The 24,828-nt window shown below is 39.1% G+C and carries 20 protein-coding genes; all 20 read left to right on the forward strand.

The genetic code is table 11. The features are described from left to right. Window positions 1-39 precede the first annotated feature (39 nt). Window positions 40-1,644 carry a M20/M25/M40 family metallo-hydrolase gene (locus tag QNH24_RS05640; protein WP_283871126.1) on the forward strand — a complete coding sequence of 535 codons (1,605 nt, stop codon included), beginning with the start codon at window positions 40-42 and terminating at the stop codon, window positions 1,642-1,644. Window positions 1,645-2,015: 371 nt separating this feature from the next. Further along, the gene (locus QNH24_RS05645; protein ID WP_283871127.1) at window positions 2,016-3,215 is read left to right on the forward strand and encodes a GGDEF domain-containing protein; all 1,200 of its coding nucleotides are present in this window, start codon (window positions 2,016-2,018) and stop codon (window positions 3,213-3,215) included. 313 nt (window positions 3,216-3,528) lie between these two features. Further along, window positions 3,529-3,891, forward strand: coding sequence for an Asp23/Gls24 family envelope stress response protein (locus QNH24_RS05650; protein WP_054770620.1), 363 nt, complete (start codon window positions 3,529-3,531; stop codon window positions 3,889-3,891). A gap of 18 nt (window positions 3,892-3,909) precedes the next feature. Continuing rightward, entirely contained in the window at window positions 3,910-5,559 is a 1,650-nt protein-coding gene (locus tag QNH24_RS05655; protein ID WP_283871128.1) for a DAK2 domain-containing protein, read from the forward strand. Window positions 5,560-5,908: 349 nt separating this feature from the next. Next, a complete protein-coding gene (gene sdaAB, locus QNH24_RS05660) occupies window positions 5,909-6,571 on the forward strand; it encodes an L-serine ammonia-lyase, iron-sulfur-dependent subunit beta (protein ID WP_283871129.1) in 663 nt (220 codons plus the stop codon). A gap of 13 nt (window positions 6,572-6,584) precedes the next feature. Further along, window positions 6,585-7,493 (forward strand): L-serine ammonia-lyase, iron-sulfur-dependent, subunit alpha, encoded by a 909-nt coding sequence (gene sdaAA / locus QNH24_RS05665; RefSeq protein ID WP_283871130.1) that lies wholly within the window; start codon window positions 6,585-6,587, stop codon window positions 7,491-7,493. Between the two features lie 987 nt (window positions 7,494-8,480). Next, window positions 8,481-9,626 carry a M20 metallopeptidase family protein gene (locus tag QNH24_RS05670; protein ID WP_283871131.1) on the forward strand — a complete coding sequence of 382 codons (1,146 nt, stop codon included), beginning with the start codon at window positions 8,481-8,483 and terminating at the stop codon, window positions 9,624-9,626. A gap of 180 nt (window positions 9,627-9,806) precedes the next feature. Continuing rightward, window positions 9,807-11,852, forward strand: coding sequence for an ATP-dependent DNA helicase RecG (gene recG, locus QNH24_RS05675; protein WP_283871132.1), 2,046 nt, complete (start codon window positions 9,807-9,809; stop codon window positions 11,850-11,852). A gap of 131 nt (window positions 11,853-11,983) precedes the next feature. Next, a complete protein-coding gene (gene fapR, locus QNH24_RS05680) occupies window positions 11,984-12,547 on the forward strand; it encodes a transcription factor FapR (RefSeq protein WP_283872753.1) in 564 nt (187 codons plus the stop codon). Window positions 12,548-12,558: 11 nt separating this feature from the next. After that, the gene (gene plsX / locus QNH24_RS05685; protein WP_283871133.1) at window positions 12,559-13,551 is read left to right on the forward strand and encodes a phosphate acyltransferase PlsX; all 993 of its coding nucleotides are present in this window, start codon (window positions 12,559-12,561) and stop codon (window positions 13,549-13,551) included. A 256-nt stretch (window positions 13,552-13,807) separates the two neighbouring features. After that, the gene (gene fabD / locus QNH24_RS05690) at window positions 13,808-14,761 is read left to right on the forward strand and encodes an ACP S-malonyltransferase (protein ID WP_283871134.1); all 954 of its coding nucleotides are present in this window, start codon (window positions 13,808-13,810) and stop codon (window positions 14,759-14,761) included. After that, window positions 14,754-15,500 (forward strand): 3-oxoacyl-[acyl-carrier-protein] reductase, encoded by a 747-nt coding sequence (gene fabG / locus QNH24_RS05695; RefSeq protein ID WP_283871135.1) that lies wholly within the window; start codon window positions 14,754-14,756, stop codon window positions 15,498-15,500. The genes fabD and fabG overlap by 8 nt, the downstream gene beginning before the upstream one ends. A gap of 57 nt (window positions 15,501-15,557) precedes the next feature. After that, window positions 15,558-15,794 carry an acyl carrier protein gene (gene acpP, locus QNH24_RS05700; protein WP_008181678.1) on the forward strand — a complete coding sequence of 79 codons (237 nt, stop codon included), beginning with the start codon at window positions 15,558-15,560 and terminating at the stop codon, window positions 15,792-15,794. A gap of 323 nt (window positions 15,795-16,117) precedes the next feature. Continuing rightward, window positions 16,118-16,882, forward strand: a complete 765-nt coding sequence (gene rnc, locus QNH24_RS05705) for a ribonuclease III (protein WP_283871136.1) — start codon at window positions 16,118-16,120, stop codon at window positions 16,880-16,882. 3 nt (window positions 16,883-16,885) lie between these two features. Next, a complete protein-coding gene (gene smc / locus QNH24_RS05710; protein WP_283871137.1) occupies window positions 16,886-20,467 on the forward strand; it encodes a chromosome segregation protein SMC in 3,582 nt (1,193 codons plus the stop codon). Then, on the forward strand, window positions 20,464-21,702 hold the full coding sequence (gene ftsY / locus QNH24_RS05715; protein WP_283871138.1) for a signal recognition particle-docking protein FtsY: 1,239 nt from the start codon (window positions 20,464-20,466) through the stop codon (window positions 21,700-21,702). Before smc ends, ftsY begins: the two co-directional genes overlap by 4 nt. Window positions 21,703-22,051: 349 nt before the next feature. Further along, entirely contained in the window at window positions 22,052-22,387 is a 336-nt protein-coding gene (locus tag QNH24_RS05720) for a putative DNA-binding protein (protein WP_283871139.1), read from the forward strand. Window positions 22,388-22,399: 12 nt separating this feature from the next. Continuing rightward, entirely contained in the window at window positions 22,400-23,758 is a 1,359-nt protein-coding gene (gene ffh / locus QNH24_RS05725) for a signal recognition particle protein (RefSeq protein WP_283871140.1), read from the forward strand. A 94-nt stretch (window positions 23,759-23,852) separates the two neighbouring features. After that, window positions 23,853-24,125 (forward strand): 30S ribosomal protein S16, encoded by a 273-nt coding sequence (rpsP, locus tag QNH24_RS05730; RefSeq protein WP_004269411.1) that lies wholly within the window; start codon window positions 23,853-23,855, stop codon window positions 24,123-24,125. 15 nt (window positions 24,126-24,140) lie between these two features. Then, complete coding sequence (locus tag QNH24_RS05735; RefSeq protein WP_004269410.1) at window positions 24,141-24,374, forward strand: KH domain-containing protein; 234 nt, start codon at window positions 24,141-24,143, stop codon at window positions 24,372-24,374. Window positions 24,375-24,828: the final 454 nt, after the last annotated feature.

A 24,828-nucleotide genomic window follows, 5' to 3' on the forward strand; every position in this document is an offset into this window, starting at 1 on the left:
TGCATTCGATCTTGAGTATCGAATAAAGGAGACTTTTTTATGGAAAATTATTTTTGGGATTCACCTGAAAAATTAAAAGCATTGTTATGTGAAATTGTTAGCTGGGAAAGTAGGACATTAACGATAGGTGAGAATGAGTTTGCTTATAAATTAAAAAATATATTGCAAACGCTTTCTTATTTTCAAGATAATCCGCAATTCATTGAGCTGCATGATGCTGGACTTGGGCGAAATGCTGTAACAGCCTTGTATAAGCATCCAACCGCGACAGAGACAGTGGTGTTAATTAGTCATTTTGATACTGTCCATACAGAGGAGTATGGAGAGCTTGAACCTTTTGCCTTTTATCCAGAAGAATTAACGAAAAAGTTGATGGAGCCAAAATACAAAAAGGATTTACCCGAAGCCGCAAGAATTGATTTAGAATCTGGTAATTATCTATTTGGCCGTGGAACAATGGATATGAAAATGGGACTTGCCTTGCATATGCAATTAATCGAAAAAGCAAGCATTGAACAATGGCCCATTAATTTAATTTTAACGGCTGTACCTGATGAAGAAGTGAATTCAGCGGGAATGAGAGCTGCAGTGGTGGAGTTAGTCAGACTTCGTGAACAATATGGGTTATCTTATAAACTATTTTTAAACAGTGAGCCTTCATTTTCACAGGGACCTGCTGATATAAATGAATATATCTATTCAGGAACTATCGGTAAAATTATGCCTGCCGCCTTATTCTATGGGAAAGAGACACATGTAGGAGAGCCGTTAAAAGGGATGACCGCAAACTTTATTGCTTCTTATATGACACAGCATATGGAGTGGAATCCAATATTCCGTGAAACAGATCTTGGTGAGAGTACACCATTACCGGTGTCCTTACAATTAAAGGATTTGAAAATGGAGTATTCCACACAAACGCCATATCGCGCAGCCGCTCTTTACAATGTGTTCCTATTAAAGCGAACTGCATCTGAAGTAATGGAAATTTTTGAGCAAGTAGCTTTAGAGGCTATGATGGCTTGTAATCAGTCCTATAAACAAATGTGTGAGCGAGAAAAGGTTCAGGGTGTTGGAAAGGTAAAAGTCCTCCGCTATGAGGCGCTTTTGGAGCACGCGATTCATAAATTAGGCACTGAGGAAGTGGCATCCATCAAACGTCAGGTTCTAGAAAACAGTGTATGGGATGATCGTGAAAAATCCATCCGAATAGTGGATCAACTGATGATTCGTTGCCAAGAACTAACGCCAGCAACCGTATTATTGTATGCGCCACCTTACTATCCAGCCATCAATTCATCGAATCATCCATTAGTTATTCAATTGATTGAATTGATGAAAAAAACAGCCAAAACATTTGATATTGAGGTTGAACAAATTCATTATTTTAATGGTATTTGTGATTTAAGCTATGTGAATTATTCAGATGCTTCAAATGGATGGACCGCTTTTGAGCACAACACACCTGTATATGGCGATACGTATAGTATTCCGTTTGATGCTATGTCAGCCTTACAAGGTCCTGTTCTGAATGTTGGCCCATTTGGAAAGGATGCCCACCAAAAAACAGAAAGATTACAAGTGGACAGTGCTTTTAAGGAAATGCCTGTAATGCTAGACACGCTTATTAAGAGTTTATTTTAATAGTGAAAGATTTGAAGAAAGCTGATGCTAAAAAGTATCAGCTTTTTCTTTTTTATTTTTAAGCGATTGTAATTGTAGTCTGTTGAATATTTTAGAAAAGTGAAAGTAGAATAGCAGAAAATTTATCTTATGTTCGGATACATGAATTAACTTTAGATGATGCAGTGGGAAGATTTCAAAGGTTTCTTGATACTGATGTCACCAATGAATATATTCACAAACTAAAAATGAAATCAGAAAAGTAATGTATTTTGGAGCTATGCTATTTCTAATTTTTTTCAATATTTTTAAGGAGATTACTTGTATTTTAAATTATTTAGACGATAAATATAGGAAATATTATTTACTAAATTGCAATAGGAGCGGACAGTATGGAAAATCAAGAAAAACTTGCTCTCGCTATAAGTAAAGAAATGATTTATTTTAATGTAAAGCGTATGCGAACAGTGGCATGGTCATTAATGTATGTATCAGCCGTCATTACAATCATACATTATGGTGAGGTTTTCTTTTCAAAAACAGAGCAAGTGATGGTGCCAGCTTATATTGCGATTCATACTATTTTGTTTTATATTGATTTGGCAGTTCTATTGCTTATTAAAGAAAAAAAATTACATGTTACATTCTTGAACATGCGCAAATATGAAATGGTTTTACTTATGTATATTTATATAGTGTTATTGTTAATTACAATTATCACTGTAATGGATGTATATTATTTTAAACATGCTGCTCTATATGAAGTGCTGTTTTTAATTATTTGTACGGTTTTCGCTATTTCTTTTCGTAAGATATATCCATTAATTGTAGTAACTGCACTAGCAATTTTTATCAGTGCTTACTTGGGTAATGGAATATCGGGCGAAAGTATCAAGGTTTTCCTACCGTTGTCTCTCATTCTTCCGATAGGGTTCGTTATTCAGTATCATACCTACAAGATTCAGAAGCAATTCATCACACAACATATTTTGTTGGGGGAAGAAATGACAAAATCCAAGCAATTATCAAAATTATTAGTTGAAAAAAATAATGAGCTGTTAGAGCAAGCCCTCCGTGATTCGTTGACAAATCTTCCTAATCGACGAGCTTTTAATAATAAGCTGGTGCAAATTGGGCAACAGCTTCATAAAGCTAAAAACCTAACAGTGATGATGATTGATATTGATTTCTTTAAAAATTTCAATGATCATTATGGTCATTTACAAGGTGATGAGGCATTAATTAAGGTTGCTGCTCTACTAGATGAAATTGCTGAAAAGTATAATGCATTTGCTGCACGATGGGGAGGCGAAGAGTTTATAATTGTTAGCCAACACGCATCCAAATTTGCGGAGCATGTTTGTGAGGAAATTTTAGAGGAAGTCCGTAGTTTAAACATTCGTCATGAGCATTCAAAAATAGCTGACATTGTAACAGTTAGCATCGGGATGTGTCACGCCAAAATTTCAACAATTGAACAATTAGAGAAGTGTTGTGAATTGGCTGATCAAGCATTATATAAAGCCAAAGAAAAAGGACGTAACAATTTTTATCTTCATTCAGCAGAAGACTTCCACCTCTACAGATGGTGAGATGAATGTGGTTTTGGTTCCTTTTCAGTGGATGTCCAAACACCTACTGAAATAGAAGAACTCAGGCTAAGAACTTCACTTCCTGTGAAAACGCCTAAGTGACCAACCTCACATTTTGGCCCAAAGCCTCTGAACGCAATTACGCCAAGGCGAAATTGATAGCAAAATGAAATATTCGATGAAGGAGTATTTTATCCTATATAATGCCAGCGAAACGTTGATACAGAGCGTTTTCATGCCTTCTTAGGTTGCTTATTGTATAACGAAAGTGTTACAATATAGTTTAGTCAAAAAGAGCCAAGGGGGCATTTCTATGTCAATTGAATTAAACAATGAATTCGGCCAAATTGATATTTCAACAGATGTACTTGCACAAATTGCTGGTGGCGCTGCTGTAGAATGCTACGGTATTGTTGGCATGGCATCTAAACATCAAATTCGTGATGGTCTAACTGATATTTTACGTAAAGAAAACTTTGCAAAAGGTGTTGTTATTCGACAGCAGAACGACGATTTACATATTGATATGTACATTATTGTTAGTTATGGTACGAAAATTTCGGAAGTGGCTTACCAAGTACAGTCGAAAGTGAAATATACAGTGGATAAAACGTTAGGTATGAGCGTAAAATCTGTCAATATTTTTGTGCAGGGCGTTCGTGTAGCGAATGATTAAGAGGAGGAACTAAATCGAATGCAGTCTTTAGACGGAATAAAGTTTGCGGAAATGGTGCAAATGGGTGCTCATCACCTATTCCAAAATGCAAATTATGTTGATTCATTAAATGTATTTCCGGTGCCAGATGGCGATACCGGAACAAATATGAACTTATCGATGACATCTGGTGCCAAGGAAACAGAGCATTCTGCCTCAGAACATATTGGAAAAACAGCACAGGCTTTGTCAAAAGGTTTACTTATGGGAGCGCGTGGTAATTCTGGTGTTATTCTATCTCAGTTATTTAGAGGCTTTGGGAAGTTTATCGAAAAAGAGGCGGCAATTGACGCTAAGGGGTTTGCAGGTGCTTTCCAAGCTGGCGTAGATACAGCTTACAAAGCAGTCATGAAACCTGTTGAAGGTACGATTTTAACAGTTGCTCGTGAAGCGGCAAAAAAAGGCGTTGAAGTGGCTGAAACTGAAAACGATATCATTGCGGTGATGGAGGCATTTACAGCGGAAGCAAAAGCATCATTAGAACGTACACCTGAGTTACTACCAGTTCTTAAAGAAGTAGGTGTTGTTGATAGTGGTGGTCAAGGTCTTTTATTTGTGTATGAAGGATTTTTAGCTTCCTTGAAAGGTGAACCATTACCAGAGAAAAATGAAGCAACATTAGATGATTTAATCAATGCAGAACATCATAGGGCACAGGATTTCATGAATACAGCGGACATTGAATTCGGTTACTGTACGGAAATTATGGTCCGCTTTGAGGAAGGCAAAGAGCCTTTTAGTGAAGAACAATTTAGAAATGAGCTAAACCCATTAGGTGATTCTTTGTTGGTGATTTCAGATGATGAAATTGCGAAAGTGCATATCCATTCTGAGCAGCCAGGTGCTGTTTTAGCAATGGGGCAAAAATATGGCAGTCTTATTAAAATTAAGGTTGACAATATGCGTGAACAGCATTCTGCTATTGTTGGTGAGGATCATAGAGCAACAACTCCTGTTAAAAAGGCTGAGAAACATCCATATGCTATTGTAACTATTGCAATGGGTGAGGGCGTGGCTGAATTACTTCGTTCAATCGGTGCATCCTACGTCATCGAAGGTGGTCAAACAATGAACCCTTCAACTGAGGATATCGTGAAAGCTGTGCAAGAAATTGGTGCTGAAAAAGTGTTAATTTTACCAAATAACAAAAATATTGTCATGGCGGCAGAACAAGCAGTTGAGCTTCTAGATATTGAAGCGGCAGTAGTACCTACTAAAACTATTCCTCAAGGGATGGCAGCTATTTTATCGTTCAATCCAGAAGCAACAGTTGACATAAACCAAAAAGCAATGACAGAAGCGTTTGCTAACGTAAAAACTGGTCAAGTAACTTATGCAGTGCGTGATACATCTATAGATGGCATCCAAATTCATAAGGACGATTTCATGGCTCTTGCGGAAGGAAAAATTGTGTTATCTACACCAGCATTAAAAGATGCAGCTGAAAAGGTAATTACCGATTTAGTGGATGAAAATGCTGAAATTGTTACAGTTATTTACGGTGAAGATACATCGGAAGAAAATGCCTCAGAATTAGTGAAGTTTATTGAAGAGAACTATCCAGAAGTAGAAATTGAGTTATTTAATGGTAAACAAGCATTATATCCATATATTATTTCGGTAGAATAATTTAATGCCTACTTAGTAAATAAATAGACAAAGCAGTGCACAGTTTGTGTACTGCTTTTGTTTATGCTATAAGGAGAATAGAAGATAATTACTGAATTGCAATGCCAAAATAAACAATTCACTGTACGTATCTAGAGGACGATAAAATTGGAAATACTGGAATATGAGCCTTTAAGAGCTACTGTATATAGAGAGTGGACAAAAAATAACAATATTCTCATCGTGGAAATTATAGTCGTGTAAATTTTCTGAAAGTTGATAAATTATTGCTTTACTTTTATAGTTACTATCAAGCATGATATAAGTAAATGTAAATATTATTATATGGATAGAATAGAGGGGTGTTTGAATGAAGTTTACTTCAGTATTTGATATTATTGGACCTGTTATGATTGGGCCTTCCTCCTCTCATACGGCAGGGGCAGCTCGTATTGGACGTGTTGCTAGAGATCTATTTGGTAGACAGCCAAAGTGGGCAAAAATCCACCTATATGGATCATTTGCTGAAACGTATAGAGGTCATGGAACTGATGTTGCATTAATCGGAGGTCTTTTAAACTTTGATACATTTGATGAGCGAATTAAAACAGCCTTTGCTGAAGCCGAAAAAGCTGGGCTAGATTATGAATTTATCCCAGAAACAGCAAATACTGAGCATCCAAATACTGCGCGTCTTGTCATAGGTGATGATGAGGGAGAAATGTCTGTCGTTGGTATTTCTATTGGCGGCGGTAAAATTGAAGTAAGTGAAGTAAACGGTTTCAAGCTACGTTTAACTGGGGGAATGCCAGCCATTCTTGTAGTACATGATGATCGGGCAGGCTGTATTGCCAATGTTGCTAATTGCTTAGCGATGCATGATGTTAACATTGGTCATATGGAGGTTTCACGTATAGAGAGAGGATTAACGGCTCTGATGGTTATTGAAGTCGATCAAAATATAGAGGAAAAAGTATTGCAACAAATTTCATTAATACCACATATTACGAAGGTATCAAAAATTAACAACTAGGGGGTGTCTCACTATGGACGTATTGTTTCATAATGTTCGTGAACTTGTTGAACGAGCAGAGCAAGAGGGAAAACTAATTTCAGAAATTATGATTGAACAGGAAGTGCTAATAACGGGACGCTCACGAGAAGAAATTATGGGGCAAATGGATCGTAATTTAACGGTCATGGAGGAAGCTGTTGAACGTGGCTTAAAAGGTGTACAGTCCGTAACTGGCTTAACTGGTGGAGATGCCGTATTGCTTCAAACTTATATAGCGCAAGGAAAATCATTATCTGGTGATTTATTATTAGATGCTGTCAGCAAAGCAGTTGCAACGAATGAGGTTAATGCAGCAATGGGAACAATATGTGCAACACCAACCGCTGGCTCAGCTGGGGTTGTACCAGGTACATTATTTGCTGTCAAAAATAAGTTAAATCCAACGCGTGAGCAAATGATTCGCTATTTATTTACTTCAGGTGCATTCGGCTTTGTGGTTGCCAATAATGCATCCATTTCTGGTGCTGCTGGTGGCTGCCAAGCAGAGGTTGGCTCAGCAGCAGGTATGGCTGCGGCAGCTATCGTTGAAATGGCTGGTGGTACACCACAACAATGTTCTGAAGCTTTTGCCATTACACTTAAAAATATGCTAGGTCTTGTATGTGATCCTGTCGCTGGGTTAGTGGAAGTTCCATGTGTAAAACGAAATGCAATGGGAGCCGCTAATTCACTTGTGGCAGCTGATATGGCCCTCGCTGGCGTCACAAGTCGTATCCCGTGCGATGAAGTAATTGGGGCAATGTATCGAATCGGACAATCTATGAGTCCTAATCTAAAAGAAACTGCTCGAGGCGGCTTGGCTGCCACACCTACAGGAAAAGCCATTAGTAAAGCAATTCTAGAAAATGGTGGATTACAAAGTATTAAAGCGATTCAATAGGGTGCAAAATAAACATGCTATCAGTAAAGAGATAGCATGTTTCATAGTGTTGAAAAACTAAATGGTCAAGGGACTCTTTGTGAATATTTAGTCAAAAAGAAGGTGATTTCCGTTCCAGGCTACTCGCTTTCCAGTGGGCGAGCGACGAGCCGCTTCCTTCGCTGACGCTCCGTGCAGGGTCTCGTCTGTCTCGCTATCCCACGGGAGTCGAGTAGCCTTGCACTCCAATCAGCAATAGTGTAGAACTTTAAATATTTTCTTTCCTCAAAAGTAATGTAAAAGCATGTTACTCACCATCATTAAATGGATAGAATAGTGGTATAATTCTATAGCTGTCAACCTACATTTTATGCATAAAACTACTTTGTAACTTTACAAAAGTCACTTATTAAAATGTAACCATCACTATTTTGCGCAAAATAGTGATGGTTAAGACTTCAAAATTTATCACTATACTTTTATGTGAAATGCCAGAAGAAAATACTATGAGCAGTGGTTTATTGGAGTGTAGACTGAGTGACTTCTTGGGGATTCAACATCACAGATGAGGCCTGGAGCTTCACAACGCGAGTGAAGCGGTTCATCGGAAGCCCCCAGGAAGCTCTGCTCTGCGCGAAAGCGAAGCGTCAGCGGCAAATGTTTTCTGTAGCGAAAGCAAAGCGACAGCTACAAAGCACTCAGTCGGAACGGAGATCACCCCCTCGTTTTGAAAAAGACTATACTTTTAATTTGTCACCTTGATTTCATTGACATAATAGTATTTCAACAACATGAAACATGCTATCAGTAAAGAGATAGCATGTTTGTCTTTTTTTAATCTATAATTGTTTATTATTTCAACATTATTCACTACTACAAATTGCTTGTTCTTTTTCAATGAGGCAGAATAGGCATGGCTCAAATATTATTCTAGTTCATACATCGATATTTGGAGTCTAGAATTGGGCCATCAGTTGCAGGGAAACCATAAAGGAGTTTTATTAAATAATGGAAATTCACAATTTAGAGTCTTTGGCGAAAAAAGCGATAGATGATAGACGATATCTTCATCAATATCCAGAACTATCTGGAGAGGAGTTTGAAACAAGCAAATTCATTCGAAATAGATTAATGGAGTTAAATATAGACATTTTGTCTTTTGAACCACCCAGTGTAGTTGGATGGATAAGAGGGACGATAGGTTCGAAAACGATTGCCCTAAGAGCAGACATTGATGCGCTTCCGATTGTTGAGGAAGGGGATAAACCATACATCTCTAAAACACCCGGAATTGCTCATATGTGTGGTCATGACGGTCATACAGCTATTTTATTAGCAGTTGCTGAATGGCTATCAAACAATGAAGTTGAACCAAATATTGTTCTTATATTCCAATCGGCTGAGGAAATTACCCCTAGTGGAGCAGATTTGCTGATTAAACAGGGTGTTTTAGAGGGAGTAGATGCAATTTTTGGTATTCATTTATGGCAGGGGTTAGAGAAGGGGAAAATTGGGTTAACACATGGATCAATGATGGCTTCCGTTGATGATTTTGAGATTGACATTCTAGGGTATGGAGGTCATGGATCAATGCCACATGAAACAATTGATCCTATCTATATTGCAAGTAATTTAATCCAATCTTTTCAGAGTATAATAAGTCGAGGTATCAATCCGATTGAGGCAGGGGTTATTACTGTAGGAAAGGTTCAGGCTGGTACGACTTATAATATTATTCCTGATTCGGCGAGATTAATAGGTACAATAAGGGCGTTAACTCCTGAAACAGTTACAACGATTCAGACAAAAATGGCCAATTTAACTGAGGGAATCTGTCAAGCCTTCGGAGCAAAAGCGGAGGTTCGTTTTATAATAGGGACGCCACCGCTTATAAATGACCCAAAGGAATCAAGTTTCGTGCAAGATATTATTTGCAGAGAATTTAGTCATGACGTATTTGAAGTAGTTGAGCCTGTGATGGGTGGAGAAGATTTCTCCTACTATTTACAGAAAAAACCTGGAGCGTTTATTTTTGTTGGTATGGGCGGAGAAAAAAGTCAATATCCACATCACCACCCTCAATTTGATCTTGATGAGGATGTATTTCCAAAGGCAATTAAGCTGTTTATTGAGATTATAAACCAATATAAATAAAGGCTTAGAGGCTCTAACTGAAGTGCCATACTATAGGACCCACCTGATGCTAAATAGTAAAGTACTTATTTTAGGGAAAACCGTAGATCTATGATACAGTGAAAGTAAAAAAGCTAACATTCTGCTAAATAGAACATATATATTCTATAGCCAGCATCATGAAAGGAGTTGTCGTACAAGATGACTGATTTAACGAGTCCAGTCACCGGATTAAAGGGAATCGGGAAGGAAACTGCAGGACATTTAGAGGCATTAGGCATCGAGACGATAGCAGATTTATTATGGACGTTTCCACATAGACATGAGGATTTTAGGTTAAAGGATTTGGCACAAACACCCCATAATGAGCGTGTGACTGTGGAGTGTAAAGTAGAGCGTGAGCCGACAATTTTGTTTTTAGGGCGCAATAAATCAAGATTACAGGTGACAGTGCTAGCAGGTCGCCATTTAGTAAAGGTTGTGTTTTTTAATCAAGGCTATTTAAAGCAAAAGCTTATTCCTGGAGCTATTATTACCGTCACAGGAAAGTGGGACAGAGGCAGACAGGTAATCAATGGAACATCTGTCACATTCGGTCCAAAGACAGAGCAGGTCGACTTTGAGCCTGTCTATAGCTTGAAGGGCCTTATTCCACAAAAACGATTTCGTAAATATATACGACAGGCGTTAGATGACATTGGTGCAGAGATACCTGATGCTATTCCATTACATATACAAGAGGCCTATAAGCTTGCTCCAATAGCTGATGGTCTTGAAGGAATTCATTTCCCTCTCGATGCAGGGCATGCAAAACAGGCTAGACGGCGCTTTGCCTATGAGGAGCTACTATTCTTTCAGCTACGTATTCAAGCTCTACGTAAAATTAGAAAGGATAGTGAGCATGGCACCATAATACAATATGATTTACAAAAACTGCGTGCTTTCATTGCATCGTTACCTTATGAATTAACTGCTGCCCAAAAACGTGTGGTTAATGAAATTTGCAAAGATCTGAAAGAACCACATCGTATGAATCGCTTGCTTCAGGGAGATGTAGGGTCAGGGAAAACAGTTGTTGCGGCAATTTGCCTCTACGGAGCCGTTACTGCAGGTTTTCAGGGAGCGTTGATGGCGCCGACAGAAATACTGGCAGAGCAACATGCTGAAAACTTGACAGAATGGTTTGAACCATTTGGTGTACGTGTCGCTTTACTATCAGGATCAACAAAAACAAAAGAGCGCCGCTTACTTTTAGAGGAGCTTGCTAATGGCAGTATTGATATTTTAATTGGGACACATGCACTTATTCAGCCGGATGTTATTTTTAGTAAACTTGGTTTTGTGATAACTGATGAACAGCATCGTTTTGGGGTTGAGCAGCGTAGAATTCTGCGTGATAAAGGAGATAATCCAGATGTGCTTTTTATGACGGCCACCCCTATTCCACGTACCCTTGCTATCACAGCGTTTGGGGAAATGGATGTTTCCATTATTGATGAAATGCCAGCGGGACGTAAACAGATTGAAACGCACTGGATGAAAAAAGAGCTATTTGGCTCTGTTCTATCAAAGCTTGAAATGGAACTTGCTGCTGGTAGGCAGGCATATGCGATTTGCCCGCTCATTGAGGAATCTGATAAACTTGATGTCCAAAATGCAGTTGAGATTTATGAGCAGCTCGCCACGTATTTTAGCGGACGATACCATGTTGGATTAATGCATGGTCGTCTGACAGCCGATGAAAAAGATGCTGTTATGCGTGCCTTTAGTGAGGGGGCAATAGATGTGCTTGTATCAACAACAGTTGTTGAGGTTGGTGTAAATGTACCGAATGCAACTTTTATGCTTGTTTATGATGCAGAACGCTTTGGACTAGCACAATTGCATCAGTTGCGGGGGCGTGTTGGACGTGGAGAGCACCAGTCATATTGTGTATTACTGGCTGACCCAAAATCAGATGAAGGGAAGGAGCGAATGCAGTCAATGACAGAAACGAATGATGGGTTCCGACTAGCTGAAAAAGATTTGGAGCTGCGTGGACCAGGTGATTTTTTTGGCCGGAAGCAAAGTGGTTTACCAGACTTTAAAGTAGCAGATTTAGTGCATGATTATCGTATCCTTGAGACTGCGAGAAAAGATGCTATCGAGATGCTTGAGACGGATGCTTTTTGGCAGCATGATGACTATCAGGCTTTACGGGCAATGCTTGAGCAATCAGGCGTATTGCAGGGGGAACGCTTTGATTAATAATTATTCAGATGCTATCAACGGGATGTAAGAACTTGTTTTGAAAACAGGTCTTGCATTCTTTTTTTATAGTCTATATACTGATATTAGTACCAAGTGCTAATAACAACTAAAAAAGGTGGCGAATGATGTTGAGACGAACGAAAAAAGAGCGACAGCGACTATTATCTGAAACGATAGCTGAAAATCCATTCGTCACAGATGAACAGCTTGCAACACAGTTTCAGGTGAGTGTCCAAACGATTCGTTTAGATCGTATGGAATTAGCAATTCCAGAATTGCGAGAGCGAATTAAAGATGTTGCTTCGAAAACCTATGAAAATGAAGTAAAATCACTACCGATTGATGAAATTATCGGAGAAATTATTGATATTGAATTGGATAATCGTGCATTATCTATTTTTGACGTAAAAGAAGAGCATGTTTTTCAGCGCAATGGCATTGCACGTGGACATCATTTGTTCGCACAGGCAAACTCATTAGCGGTAGCGGTTATTGATGACGAACTGGCATTGACAGTGCATTCGAATATAACGTTTGTGAAACCTGTTAGAGCTGGAAATCGTGTTATTACAAAGGCAGTTGTTATCGCACGTGATGATGAAAATCATCGAACAAAAGTAGAGGTAACATCCACAGTTAATGGTGAAACTGTTTTTGTTGGTGAATTTGATATGTACCGCACGAAAGGTTAAGGTGAACAACAATGAAATTAGCGCTTGATGGAATGGGTGGCGACAACGCACCAAAATCAGTTGTTGAGGGTGCGCTATTGGCATTAGAGCAAATTCCAAATTTAGAAATACAATTATATGGTCAACAAGAAAAGCTTGAGCCATTTTTAAAAATACATGACCGATTGACGGTTATACATTGTGAAGAAGTAGTAGAAGGAACTGATGATCCAGCACGTGCTGTTCGTCGTAAAAAGGATTCATCTATGGCGAAAATAATGGATGCAGTGGAAATTGGGAAAGCCGATGCTTGTCTTTCCGCAGGTAATACAGGAGCTTTAATGGCAGGCGGTCTGTTTAAAGTTGGGCGAATAGAGGGAATTGCTAGACCAGCGCTTGCGACTACATTACCAACATTAGATGGTAAGGGCTTTTTAATGTTAGATCTTGGTGCAAATGCAGATGCACGACCTGAGCATTTATTGCAATATGCAATTATGGGTGATATTTATGCCAAAAAGGTTGGGGGCTTACAAAAACCACGCATCAGTTTGCTTAATATCGGTACTGAGGATAAAAAAGGGAACGAATTAACAAAAGCGGCTTTTGAACTGCTAAAAGAAGCGGATTTAAACTTTATTGGCAATGTGGAAGCACGTGATTTACTAGAAGGGGTAGCAGATGTTGTTGTAACAGATGGTTTTACGGGAAATATGGTACTGAAATCGATTGAAGGTACAGCAGGAGCATTATTTTCAATGTTGAAGGAAGCATTTATGTCTTCAACAAAGACAAAAATTTCGGCCGCTCTTATGAAAAATAATTTACGTGACTTGAAAAACAAAATGGATTATACCGAGTATGGTGGAGCAGCTTTATTTGGCTTACAGGCGCCAGTTATAAAGGCACATGGTTCATCTAATGCTAAAGCCATTTACAGTGCAATACGCCAAGCAAGTACAATGGTGGAGCATACAGTAATCTCAACGATTACCGAGACAGTACGTCACCTAGAAATTGATTAACTTCTCTCAGTTGAAAGAAGTTAAAGCCCCCGGCGGATGTCACGGAATCGGAAAGGAGTTCTTAAAGGATGTTAGCCTAAAACCATCGCATCCATGCGATAACGGCTAACTGACCTGCATCGGTAAAAAACGCCACGTCCTGTGGCTTTACCGAAATGACCGACATCGTGTCGGCCCTCACGCAGGCCTAAGCACAAATCCGATTCTGGACGCAATTTTGCCGAGGCATAATTGATTAAAAAGGGGTTAACGAAGAATGACGAAAATAGCATTTATTTTTCCTGGGCAAGGCTCACAGACAGTAGGTATGGGGCAGGAGTTTGTTGAAAATTCAGCAGACAGCAAGGCTTTTTATAATCGTGCAGATCAATCACTTGGCTTTGAATTATCGAAGCTTATGTTAGAGGGGCCTGCTGAGGAGTTAACATTGACTTACCATGCACAACCAGCTCTATTAACAACTGGTGTAATGGTTGCAGAAAAATTACAGACAGCAGGAATTACACCAAATTTCGCTGCTGGACATTCACTTGGAGAATATGGAGCACTGGTTATAGCAGGTGTGTTATCGTTTGAGGATGCAGTTTCTGTTGTGCATAAGCGTGGCCTTTATATGAATGAAGCTGTGCCTGCTGGACAGGGGGCAATGGCAGCTATTCTTGGGCTGGAGCTTGAGGCACTGCATGAGGTAACTGAAAAAATATCTAAAGCAGGGAATCCGGTTCAGGTAGCGAATGTTAACTGTCCAGGACAAATTGTTATTTCAGGTACAAAGGAAGGCGTAGAAAAGGCTTCTGTAGCTGCGAAGGAAGCAGGTGCCAAACGAGCAATTCCTTTAGTTGTTAGTGGCCCGTTCCATTCAGAGCTTATGCGTCCATCCTCTGATAAATTAGCAGCAACATTAGCAGCTATATCATTATCAGAGCCACAGATTCCGGTAATTGGTAATGTTATGGCAAAAGAATTAGAGGATGTTTCTGCTATTCAACAAGAATTAGTAGAACAAGTTTATAGTGCTGTACAGTGGGAAGCTTCTGTACGCGAAATGATTGCACAAGGTGTTGATGTTTTTATTGAGTGTGGTCCAGGCAAAGTATTAAGTGGTCTAGTGAAAAAAATCGATCGCTCTGTTGCAACTTATTGTGTTTATGATGAAGCATCCTTAGAGTCAGTGATAGAAGCGGCAAAGGAGTGGACAATTAATGCGTAAATTAGAGGGTAAGGTAGCCGTTGTAACAGGTGCTTCACGTGGAATCGGGCGTGCTATTGCATTAAAGCTTGCTGATGAAGGAGCTAAAGTTGTCGTTAACTATAGTGGCTCTCAGGCAAAGGCAGAAGAGGTTGTCGCAAGAATTCAAGAAAATGGCGGAGAGGCTATTGCCGTACAAGCGAGTGTGTCACAAACAGAGGAAGTTACAGCATTAATGGATACAGCGGTGAAGACATTTGGCTCGCTTGATATTTTAGTAAATAATGCTGGAATCACACGTGATAACTTATTAATGCGTATGAAGGAAGACGAATGGGATGATGTGTTAAATACTAATCTTAAAGGTGTTTTCCTTTGCACCAAAGCCGTAACACGTCAAATGATGAAGCAACGTGCAGGACGCATTATTAATATTTCATCTATCGTTGGGGTTGCTGGTAATGCTGGACAGGCAAACTATGTAGCTGCCAAAGCTGGTGTAATTGGATTAACAAAAACAACAGCAAAGGAATTAGCCTCACGAAATATTTTGGTAAACGCGATTGCACCAGGTTTTATCGAAACAGAAATGACTGATCAATTACCAGAAGAATTAAAGCAGGGAATGCTTACTCAAATTCCGCTGGCAAAACTTGGGCAGCCAGCGGATATTGCAAAGGCAGTAGCTTTTCTAGCTTCAGATGATGCAAATTATATGACGGGTCAGACATTGCATATAGATGGCGGCATGGTGATGTAATTTCAATTAGTCAATAATAATGTTTTTTTGTATAATATTTGAGGGGAGGTGAATGATTTGTCTACAGTATTAGAACGTGTAACAAAAGTAATCGTGGACCGTTTAGGTGTTGAAGAAAGCGAAGTAACGCTTGAAGCTTCTTTCCGTGATGATTTAGGTGCTGACTCATTAGACGTAGTTGAACTTGTAATGGAGCTTGAAGACGAGTTTGATATGGAAATTTCTGATGAAGATGCTGAAAAAATCTCAACAGTAGGTTCTGCTATTTCATACATTGAAAGTAAAATAAACTAATTTTTTTAACTTTATTTAACACCTTGATAGGTTTTGTCATAAATGCTAATCGTTTTTATGGACTGGTTAAATAAAGTTAAAGCCTCTGGCAGAAATTATTACTACTCTTTTTTCGTTAAAAGAGCAAATTTACATTGTAAAGTGTATTTAAAAGGGTACGAAATGGTTCATTTTTTGAACTATGGATGTCCCTTTTTTTATTTTGGAAAATAATTTGCAAAAAAACTTCCAAAACATTGTATTTCAGCCGAAATAATTTTGCATAAACGCCTTGAAAAAGGTACACTAAGACGGTAGAAACTATTAGGAAGGCAGATTGTTCAATGGCTATGAAAAGAAAAGGAACTATGCAGAAATCTGGCGTACTTCCTGAAAAAGTACGCAATCAATTCGAGCTGCTACAGCATGAATTGAATATCACATTTATTAATAAAAATTTATTGTATCAAGCATTCACGCATTCATCTTATGTGAATGAGCATCGCCGTAAATTATTTACGGATAATGAGCGTCTTGAATTTTTAGGAGATGCAGTACTTGAACTGTCTGTTTCTAAATACCTCTTTGAGAAATATCCTAATATGAGTGAGGGCGAGTTAACGAAGCTACGAGCATCTATTGTATGTGAGCCATCTCTTGTTATTTTTGCAAATGAATTAGGTTTTGGTCGCTTCGTATTACTCGGAAAAGGTGAAGAATTGACAGGTGGACGGGAACGCCCGGCGCTACTTGCTGATGTTTTTGAGTCATTTGTAGGTGCTCTTTACTTAGATCAAGATTTGCAAACGGTCGTGTCATTTTTAGAACGTATTGTGTTCCCAAAAGTAGAAATCGGTGCTTTTTCGCATGTGATGGATTTTAAAAGTCAACTGCAGGAAATGGTACAACAAACGAATAATGGATTACTTCATTACGAAATTATTGATGAAAAGGGTCCTGCCCATAACCGTACCTTTGTATCAAGTGTTCTTTTGAATGGACAGGAGCTTGGTATTGGTCGAGGGAAATCGAAAAAAGAAGCCGAGCAGCAAGCTGCGCAATGTGCAATGCGAACAATGCGCGAGCAAACTGCGAAAGAGGAGGCTTAATAGATGTTCCTAAAACGACTCGAAGTGATTGGCTTTAAATCTTTTGCGGAGCGCATTGGAATTGATTTTGTACCTGGTGTGACAGCAGTTGTCGGACCAAATGGCAGTGGGAAAAGTAATGTCACTGATGCCATTCGTTGGGTACTTGGGGAGCAATCGGCAAAGTCGTTACGTGGATCTAAGATGGAGGATGTTATTTTTGCTGGCAGTGATTCTCGAAAGCCACTAAATTTTGCTGAGGTAACATTAGTTTTAGATAATACAGATGAACAACTTGCTTTTTCATATACAGAGGTCAGCGTAACAAGACGCGTATACCGTTCAGGTGATAGTGAATATTTATTAAATAACCAGCAGTGTCGCCTGAAGGATATTACGGACTTGTTTATGGATTCAGGTCTTGGGAAAGAGGCATTTTCAATTATTTCGCAAGGCCGTGTTGATGAGATTTTAAATAGCAGACCCGATGACCGACGTTCAATTTTCGAAGAGGCAGCTGGCGTATTAAAGTACAAACTGAGAAAGAAAAAAGCAGAGCATAAACTTATTGAAACAGATGAAAATTTATATCGCGTGTTAGATATATTACATGAATTAGATAGTCGACTTGAACCGCTTGAAATTCAGGCATCCAGTGCAAGAGATTATGTGCAAATGTCTACAGAGCTAAAAGATTTTGATATCGCCATTCTTGTGCACGATTTAAAAAATTGTGCACAATCTTTGCATGCTCTGGAAGCTGAGTTCACAGAGTTATCTGAGACTGAGCAAAAACAAGCACATTCCATCGCTACCGTCGAAAAACAAACAGCAAGTATTCGTAAACTGTTAAAGGAGCTAGATGACTATTTAGATACTACTCAAGCTGATTTTGTGAATGCAACAATGGAAGTTGAACGTTGGGATGGTCGAAAGGCACTAATGGCAGAAAAGCGACAAAATGCTTCCAATCAATTACTACAATTGAATGCTTCTTTACAGGAAGCAAAGACTGAGGTAGAGGCTCTGATTTTACAGGAAGCTGAAAAAAAAGAGCTATTTACAGAGAAGCAGCAAGATGTACTGGTGTTAAAACAAAGCATTAAGCAACTGGAACAATCATTAAATCGCTCTGTTACTGAAATTGAGCAAGAGATTGAAGAGCAAAAGAATCGCTATATTGACTCCTTAAATGAAGAGGCAACCATTAAAAATGAATTAAAGAATATTGATCAGCAATTGGCACAGCAAAAAGCGATGGCAGCACGTATGTCAGACCAAACAGATGAAATTGGACAAGAGCTTGCGCAAATTATTGCAGAAAAAGAAAAGCTTGCTGTGGCTCACAACACCACAACAAAGGATTTGCAAGGAAAGCTTGAACATTACGAATCATTGCAAATTGATCTAAAAAAAGTCAATGCATCTTTTAATGAGAAGCAGGATATGCTTTATAAAGCTTATCAACACCAACAGCAACTTAAGGCTAGAAAGGACACATTAGCAGAGCTTGAAGCTGACTTTTCAGGTTTCTTCCAAGGTGTAAAAGAAGTATTGCTGGCACGTGATAAAGGTGAACTAGTAGGCATTGAGGGGGCTGTCGCTGAGTTAATTCAAGTAGATGGAAAATACTCACAAGCGATTGAAACAGCCTTAGGTGCGGCTTCTCAGCATATCGTGACAACGGATGAGCGTCATGCTCAGCAGGCTATACATTGGTTGAAGCAAAAAAGAGCTGGTCGTGCAACATTTTTACCAAAGACAGTTATGAAGTCGCGAAAAATTAATCTATCTACTATTCATTTGGCAATAGAGCACCCCGCCTTTGTACAAATGGCGGATGAACTTGTGACTTTCCATGAGGATAATCGAACAATTGTTGAGAATCTTCTAGGCAATGTAATTGTTGCATCAAGCTTAGAGGGTGCGAGTCAAATTGCACGTTTATGTGGCTTCCGCTATCGTGTGGTGACTCTTGATGGTGATATTGTTAATGCAGGTGGTTCATTGACAGGTGGTGCAACGAAGCAACAATCTTCGCTCTTTACAAGAAAGGCTGAATTAGATGGTCTAATTGTCAAATTAGAAGCGTTGGAAGCATCTATTTTTAGTGCTGAACAGGCTGTTTCAGCAGAAAAAGAAAGGCTAGCGACATTACGAGATCAAGTAGAGCAATTGAAACTTGAAGGCGAACAGCTTCGAAAGGATGAATTACAACAGGCAAGTCGTATTCGTGAGCTTGAGGTTGTTGAGAAAAGTCTATCAGCACGTGTATCCTATGCATCAAATGAGACACAAGATGTTAAGACACGCGAGCAAACATTATTAGCTCAACGGGAAGTGGCTACAAATCGTTTAACAGCCCTAGCGACAGAGCTATTAGAGATTAATGGTACGGTTGAGCACCTAAATAAAATAAAACTGCAGAGCGAAACGGAGAAAGATGTACTGCGTGAACAATTAGCAGAAAAACGCTCCCAATTAGCAGTTATGCAGGAGCAAATGTCACAAGTACAAATTGCTACTGCAGAAATAGCTTTGCAATTAAACAAAGCTCAGCAAAAGATGGACAGTATTTCTCAGGAAATAATCTGGTTGCAATCAGATGAGTCGACAAAACTTTTAAGTGATGAAGAAGTTGAGGAGCAGGTTGCTACTTGGAAAGAGAGAAGAGATTCGTTACACAATACGATTTCTCAGAAAAAGGATGAGAAAATAGCACAACAGCAGCAACTCGCTGCTTTAGAGGAACAGCTTAAAGAATTGCAACGTATACATAAAGGTTACCTTGAAGCAATACGTGCAAATGAGCTAAAGCAGAGTCGCTTAGAATTTGAAATTAAAAGTTTTAATGAGCAGCTAGAGGAAAACTATCAGCTAATCCTTGAGGAGGCTGAGGAGATTGCGATAGAAATTAGCGATGAAGAGCATATGCGACGTAGAGTGAAGCTATTGAAAAAATCGATTGAAGAGCTTGGTCCTGTTAATTTGAGTGCGATTGAAGAATATGATAGAGTACTAGAACGTCATTCATTCTTGACAGAGCAACGTGAGGATCTACTTGCTGCTCAGGAAACATTGCATGAAGCCATTAAAGAAATGGATGAGGAGATGACGTTGCGATTTAGCGAAACGTTTTATGCTATTCGTGAACAATTTAAGCGTGTATTCCGTGAATTATTTGGTGGTGGGCAAGCAGATTTAGTATTACTGGAGCCTCAAAACTTACTTGAAACAGGTATTGAAATTGTGGCTCAGCCTCCAGGGAAAAAATTGCAGAATCTAAGTTTACTTTCTGGTGGTGAGCGTGCACTTACTGCCATCGCATTATTATTTTCCATCTTAAATATAAGACCTGTACCATTCTGTATTCTGGATGAAGTAGAGGCTGCGTTAGACGAGGCAAATGTAGTTCGGTATAGTCAATACTTGAAAAAATTTAGCCATGACACACAATTCATTGTTATCACACATCGTAAAGGAACGATGGAAGGAGCTGATGTATTGTATGGTATTACAATGCAGGAGTCTGGTGTCTCGAAACTTGTATCAGTAAAATTAGAAGATGAACCCGTACTTGCGGAGCAAAGGAGCGAACAAGCATGAGTTTTTTTAAACGTTTAAAAGATAAGCTGATGGGCAACCCAGCAGAAGAAGAAAAAGTTGTAGAAGTTAATGAAAATGAGGATGAGACTGCCGAGAAGCTTGAGGATGCAGAGGAGCCCGCTCTTATTGAAGCAACTGTTGAGGAAATCGACTTAGCAACTGAGACTCCAAAGGCGGAGGGTCCTATTGAAACAGAACTTCCCGAATTAATGGAAGAACCGGTGCAACATGAAGTGCACGAGGTTGCGAATGTGGAGGAGAAAAAGCCTTCTGCATGGTCCATTACGCAAAAATTTAAAGCTGGTCTGGAAAAAACGAGAAATTCCTTTACTTCAAAAGTAAACGATTTAGTGGCACGTTATCGAAAAGTGGATGAGGACTTCTTTGAAGAACTAGAAGATTTATTATTACAGGCTGACGTTGGCTTTGAAACAGTTATGGAGCTAATGGACAAATTACGTTTTGAGGTTCAACGAAAAAATATTAAAGACACAAATGGTATCCAAGCAGTGATTTCTGAGAAGCTTGTTGAAATTTATGAGCAGGGCGAAGAGGATTTAATTGATGTAAACATGCAGCCTGATGGTGAACTAACAGTGATTCTATTTGTTGGAGTCAACGGTGTTGGGAAAACCACAACAATTGGTAAGCTTGCTCATCGTTTGAAATCTCAGGGCAAAACGGTTGTTTTGGCTGCGGGCGATACGTTCCGTGCTGGAGCCATCGATCAATTACAAGTATGGGGCGATCGAGTCGGCTGTGAGGTCATTAAACAATCTGAGGGTTCTGACCCAGCTGCAGTGATGTATGATGCTATTCGTGCAGCGAAAAATCGCAAAGCAGATGTATTAATTTGTGATACTGCTGGACGTTTACAAAACAAAGTCAATTTAATGAATGAGCTTGAAAAAGTACATCGTGTCATTTCACGTGAAATACCAAATGCACCTCATGAGGTTCTATTGGCTTTAGATGCAACTACTGGTCAAAATGCACTTGTGCAGGCACAAACGTTTAAGGAAGCGACAAATGTTACGGGAATCGTTTTAACAAAGCTTGATGGTACAGCAAAAGGTGGTATTGTCCTAGCAATTCGTAATAAATTACACATTCCAGTTAAGTTTGTAGGACTTGGTGAGAAGATGGATGACCTTCAGCCATTTGATGCAGAACGCTATGTCTATGGTTTATTTGCCGAGGGATTAGATAAAGAATTACAAAATAACGAGGATTAATCTTGATTACGCCCCCTCTATAAATACGAGATGAATGCGATTTTTGCCTATTCAGGTGAGGTAGAAACGCCTGCCGAATCTGGGAGGCTCCCTTGAGAATATTTACTGAAGAGGGACTTTTTAATCGACCTTGATTATTCTGGGGGAATATACACTGGGGCATAATTTAGTTAAGTGAAAAGCTCGTCTGTAAAATGGACAATTCATTGTTTAAAAGAGAAATGCTTGCTATAGGTGAAAGACGCCTGAAAGCAGTTAATGAAGGCTTTTAGACAAGGGAATTACCTTGACACAGACGGGCGCTTTTCGTTATGATACAAATGACTAAGGACGGGAGGAGAAACATTCGATGCTACTTGAAAAAACAACACGCATGAACTTTCTCTTCGACTTTTATCAAGCATTATTAACAGACAAGCAACGTAGTTATATGGAACTATATTATTTAGATGATCACTCACTTGGGGAAATCGCTGAATCATACGGAGTTTCACGTCAGGCTGTTTATGATAATATTCGTCGAACAGAAGCGATGCTTGAAGAATATGAAGAAAAACTTTGTTTATTAGACAAATTTCAAAAACGTACACAAATGCTTGCACAGCTAACAGCAGGAATTACAAAACAAAACATGACGGCTGAAGAACAGCTAGCGCTTATTGAGCAGTTGAAAGAATGGGATTAGGAGGCGAAAGCAATGGCTTTTGAAGGATTAGCGGAACGACTCCAAGGAACGATCCAAAAGATTAAAGGTAAAGGTAAGGTATCGGAACAAGACGTTAAGGAAATGATGCGTGAAGTCCGATTTGCTTTAATCGAGGCGGATGTTAACTTAAAAGTAGTCAAAGAATTCGTGAAAAAGGTTAGTGAACGTGCGGTTGGTGTAGATGTTATGCAAAGCCTTACACCTGGCCAGCAGGTAATTAAAATCGTACAGGACGAATTAACGGAATTGATGGGTGGCGAGCAAAGCCCCATTAAATTTAATACAAAGCCACCAACTGTTATTATGATGGTCGGCTTACAGGGTGCGGGGAAAACGACGACTACAGGTAAACTGGCGAATGTGTTACGTAAAAAATATAACCGTAAGCCATTACTAGTAGCGGCAGATGTTTATCGCCCAGCGGCTGTTCAGCAATTACAAACATTAGGTAAACAGTTATCTCTTCCTGTATTTGCATTAGGCACTGATGTTTCTCCTGTAGAAATTGCACGTCAGGCAATTGAACTGGCAAAAGAAGAGCATCATGATGTCGTTATTATCGATACAGCGGGTCGCTTGCATATTGACGAAGATTTAATGCAGGAATTAAAAGATATACGTGCGTTAAAGGAGCCAGATGAAGTCTTCCTAGTTGTGGATGCTATGACGGGTCAGGATGCTGTAAACGTAGCAGAAAGCTTTAATGAAGCAATTGGTATTACCGGAGTTGTTTTAACAAAGCTTGATGGTGATACACGTGGCGGTGCAGCTTTATCAATTCGTTCCGTTACCCAGAAACCAATAAAATTTGTTGGTATGGGCGAAAAAATGGATGCACTGGAACCTTTCCACCCAGAACGAATGGCGTCTCGTATATTAGGGATGGGTGACGTTCTATCACTTATTGAAAAGGCTCAGGCAAATGTTGACGAAGCAAAGGCCAAAGAATTAGAGGAAAAATTTAAATCCCAAACCTTTACATTTGATGATTTTGTTGAACAATTACAGCAAGTGAAGAAAATGGGGCCTCTTGATGAAATTTTGAAAATGCTACCTGGCGCGAACAAAATTAAAGGCTTAGACAATGTTAAAGTAGATGATAAGCAAATGGGCCGTGTAGAAGCGATTATTTATTCGATGACAACGGCAGAAAAGACGAATCCGGAAATCATTAATGGTAGCCGTAAAAAGCGTATTGCAAAAGGCTCTGGAACATCTATTCAAGAGGTGAACCGTCTATTAAAGCAATTTGATGAAATGAAAAAAATGATGAAGCAAATGACTGGAATGGCAAGTGGTAAAGGTAAGAAAAAAATGAAATTACCAGGCTTTGATTCATTGTTTAAATAATAATTTTTAGGTGTTAAGAAAAAACACTTTACAAACAACCTAAACATTGATAATATACTATCTTGTGTGAAACTTATTCGGAGGTGCTATTAAAATGGCAGTTAAAATTCGCTTAAAACGTATGGGAGCTAAAAAATCTCCTTTCTATCGTATTGTAGTTGCAGATGCTCGCTCACCACGTGACGGTCGTCAAATCGAAACAGTTGGTACTTACAACCCACTAACTCAACCAGCTACTGTAAACATCGATGAAGAGAAAGCTCTTAAATGGTTAGCTGACGGTGCAAAACCATCAGATACAGTACGTAACTTGTTCTCAGAACAAGGAATCATGGAAAAATTCCATAACCAAAAATTCAGTAAATAATCGGGGGCGACGTTTTTGAAGCAGCTGATTGAAGCAATCGTTTTACCGTTAGTCGATTATCCAGAAGAAGTTCGTATTGAGACGGATGAAAATGCAAATCGAATTGTTTATAAACTTTTTGTTCATCCAGAGGATCGAGGGAAAGTCATAGGCAAACAAGGGCGAGTAGCGAAAGCGATTCGTACAATTGTTTATTCAGCGGCAGGTAGTCACCATCAAAAAAAGACCTACGTCGATATATTGGATTGATAGAAAAGATGTTCACGCTCTTTTACACGCGACAAGCACAGGAAAGTCCTGATTGGTATGTTTACATGCATTTAGGAATTCGGAGTGGTCTTGAGCCTGGAGCGTAAAATCTGGACTATAGAGGAGGGAGCTTGCCGGTTCCTTCCTTTTTTTATCTTTCATCATTAATGTATGTGCTGTAAAGCATTTATATGGAGGGTACTGCTTCCTTGTGCCTCATAGGTAATACTTAAAGCAATTATATTGAGAGATAATTGAGCATAATAACATTGAGATGCTTAAGCTAAAACATCTTCTCCAAAATGTTCAGCTGCTTTTTAGAGGAAAGTGAGACAATGGTTACTTTTAAACTCTGATTAGCAAGTAGCTTGAAGGAGGCAGCATGTTTTAACATTTTTTATCTTCATTCATCAGAAGACTCCCACCTCTACAGGTAGTGAGATGAATGCAGTTT

Source organism: Lysinibacillus pakistanensis (assembly GCF_030123245.1).
GTDB classification, from domain to species: domain Bacteria; phylum Bacillota; class Bacilli; order Bacillales_A; family Planococcaceae; genus Lysinibacillus; species Lysinibacillus pakistanensis.

Excerpts from the sequence above, each read along its gene's own strand:
- QNH24_RS05640 (WP_283871126.1), top strand. The coding sequence starts at position 40 with ATGGAAAATTATTTTTGGGATTCACCTGAAAAATTAAAAGCATTGTTA.
- QNH24_RS05645 (WP_283871127.1), top strand. The coding sequence starts at position 2,016 with ATGGAAAATCAAGAAAAACTTGCTCTCGCTATAAGTAAAGAAATGATT.
- QNH24_RS05650 (WP_054770620.1), top strand. The coding sequence starts at position 3,529 with ATGTCAATTGAATTAAACAATGAATTCGGCCAAATTGATATTTCAACA.
- QNH24_RS05655 (WP_283871128.1), top strand. The coding sequence starts at position 3,910 with ATGCAGTCTTTAGACGGAATAAAGTTTGCGGAAATGGTGCAAATGGGT.
- sdaAB (WP_283871129.1), top strand. The coding sequence starts at position 5,909 with ATGAAGTTTACTTCAGTATTTGATATTATTGGACCTGTTATGATTGGG.
- sdaAA (WP_283871130.1), top strand. The coding sequence starts at position 6,585 with ATGGACGTATTGTTTCATAATGTTCGTGAACTTGTTGAACGAGCAGAG.
- QNH24_RS05670 (WP_283871131.1), top strand. The coding sequence starts at position 8,481 with ATGGAAATTCACAATTTAGAGTCTTTGGCGAAAAAAGCGATAGATGAT.
- recG (WP_283871132.1), top strand. The coding sequence starts at position 9,807 with ATGACTGATTTAACGAGTCCAGTCACCGGATTAAAGGGAATCGGGAAG.
- plsX (WP_283871133.1), top strand. The coding sequence starts at position 12,559 with ATGAAATTAGCGCTTGATGGAATGGGTGGCGACAACGCACCAAAATCA.
- fabD (WP_283871134.1), top strand. The coding sequence starts at position 13,808 with ATGACGAAAATAGCATTTATTTTTCCTGGGCAAGGCTCACAGACAGTA.
- fabG (WP_283871135.1), top strand. The coding sequence starts at position 14,754 with ATGCGTAAATTAGAGGGTAAGGTAGCCGTTGTAACAGGTGCTTCACGT.
- rnc (WP_283871136.1), top strand. The coding sequence starts at position 16,118 with ATGGCTATGAAAAGAAAAGGAACTATGCAGAAATCTGGCGTACTTCCT.
- smc (WP_283871137.1), top strand. The coding sequence starts at position 16,886 with ATGTTCCTAAAACGACTCGAAGTGATTGGCTTTAAATCTTTTGCGGAG.
- ftsY (WP_283871138.1), top strand. The coding sequence starts at position 20,464 with ATGAGTTTTTTTAAACGTTTAAAAGATAAGCTGATGGGCAACCCAGCA.
- QNH24_RS05720 (WP_283871139.1), top strand. The coding sequence starts at position 22,052 with ATGCTACTTGAAAAAACAACACGCATGAACTTTCTCTTCGACTTTTAT.
- ffh (WP_283871140.1), top strand. The coding sequence starts at position 22,400 with ATGGCTTTTGAAGGATTAGCGGAACGACTCCAAGGAACGATCCAAAAG.
- rpsP (WP_004269411.1), top strand. The coding sequence starts at position 23,853 with ATGGCAGTTAAAATTCGCTTAAAACGTATGGGAGCTAAAAAATCTCCT.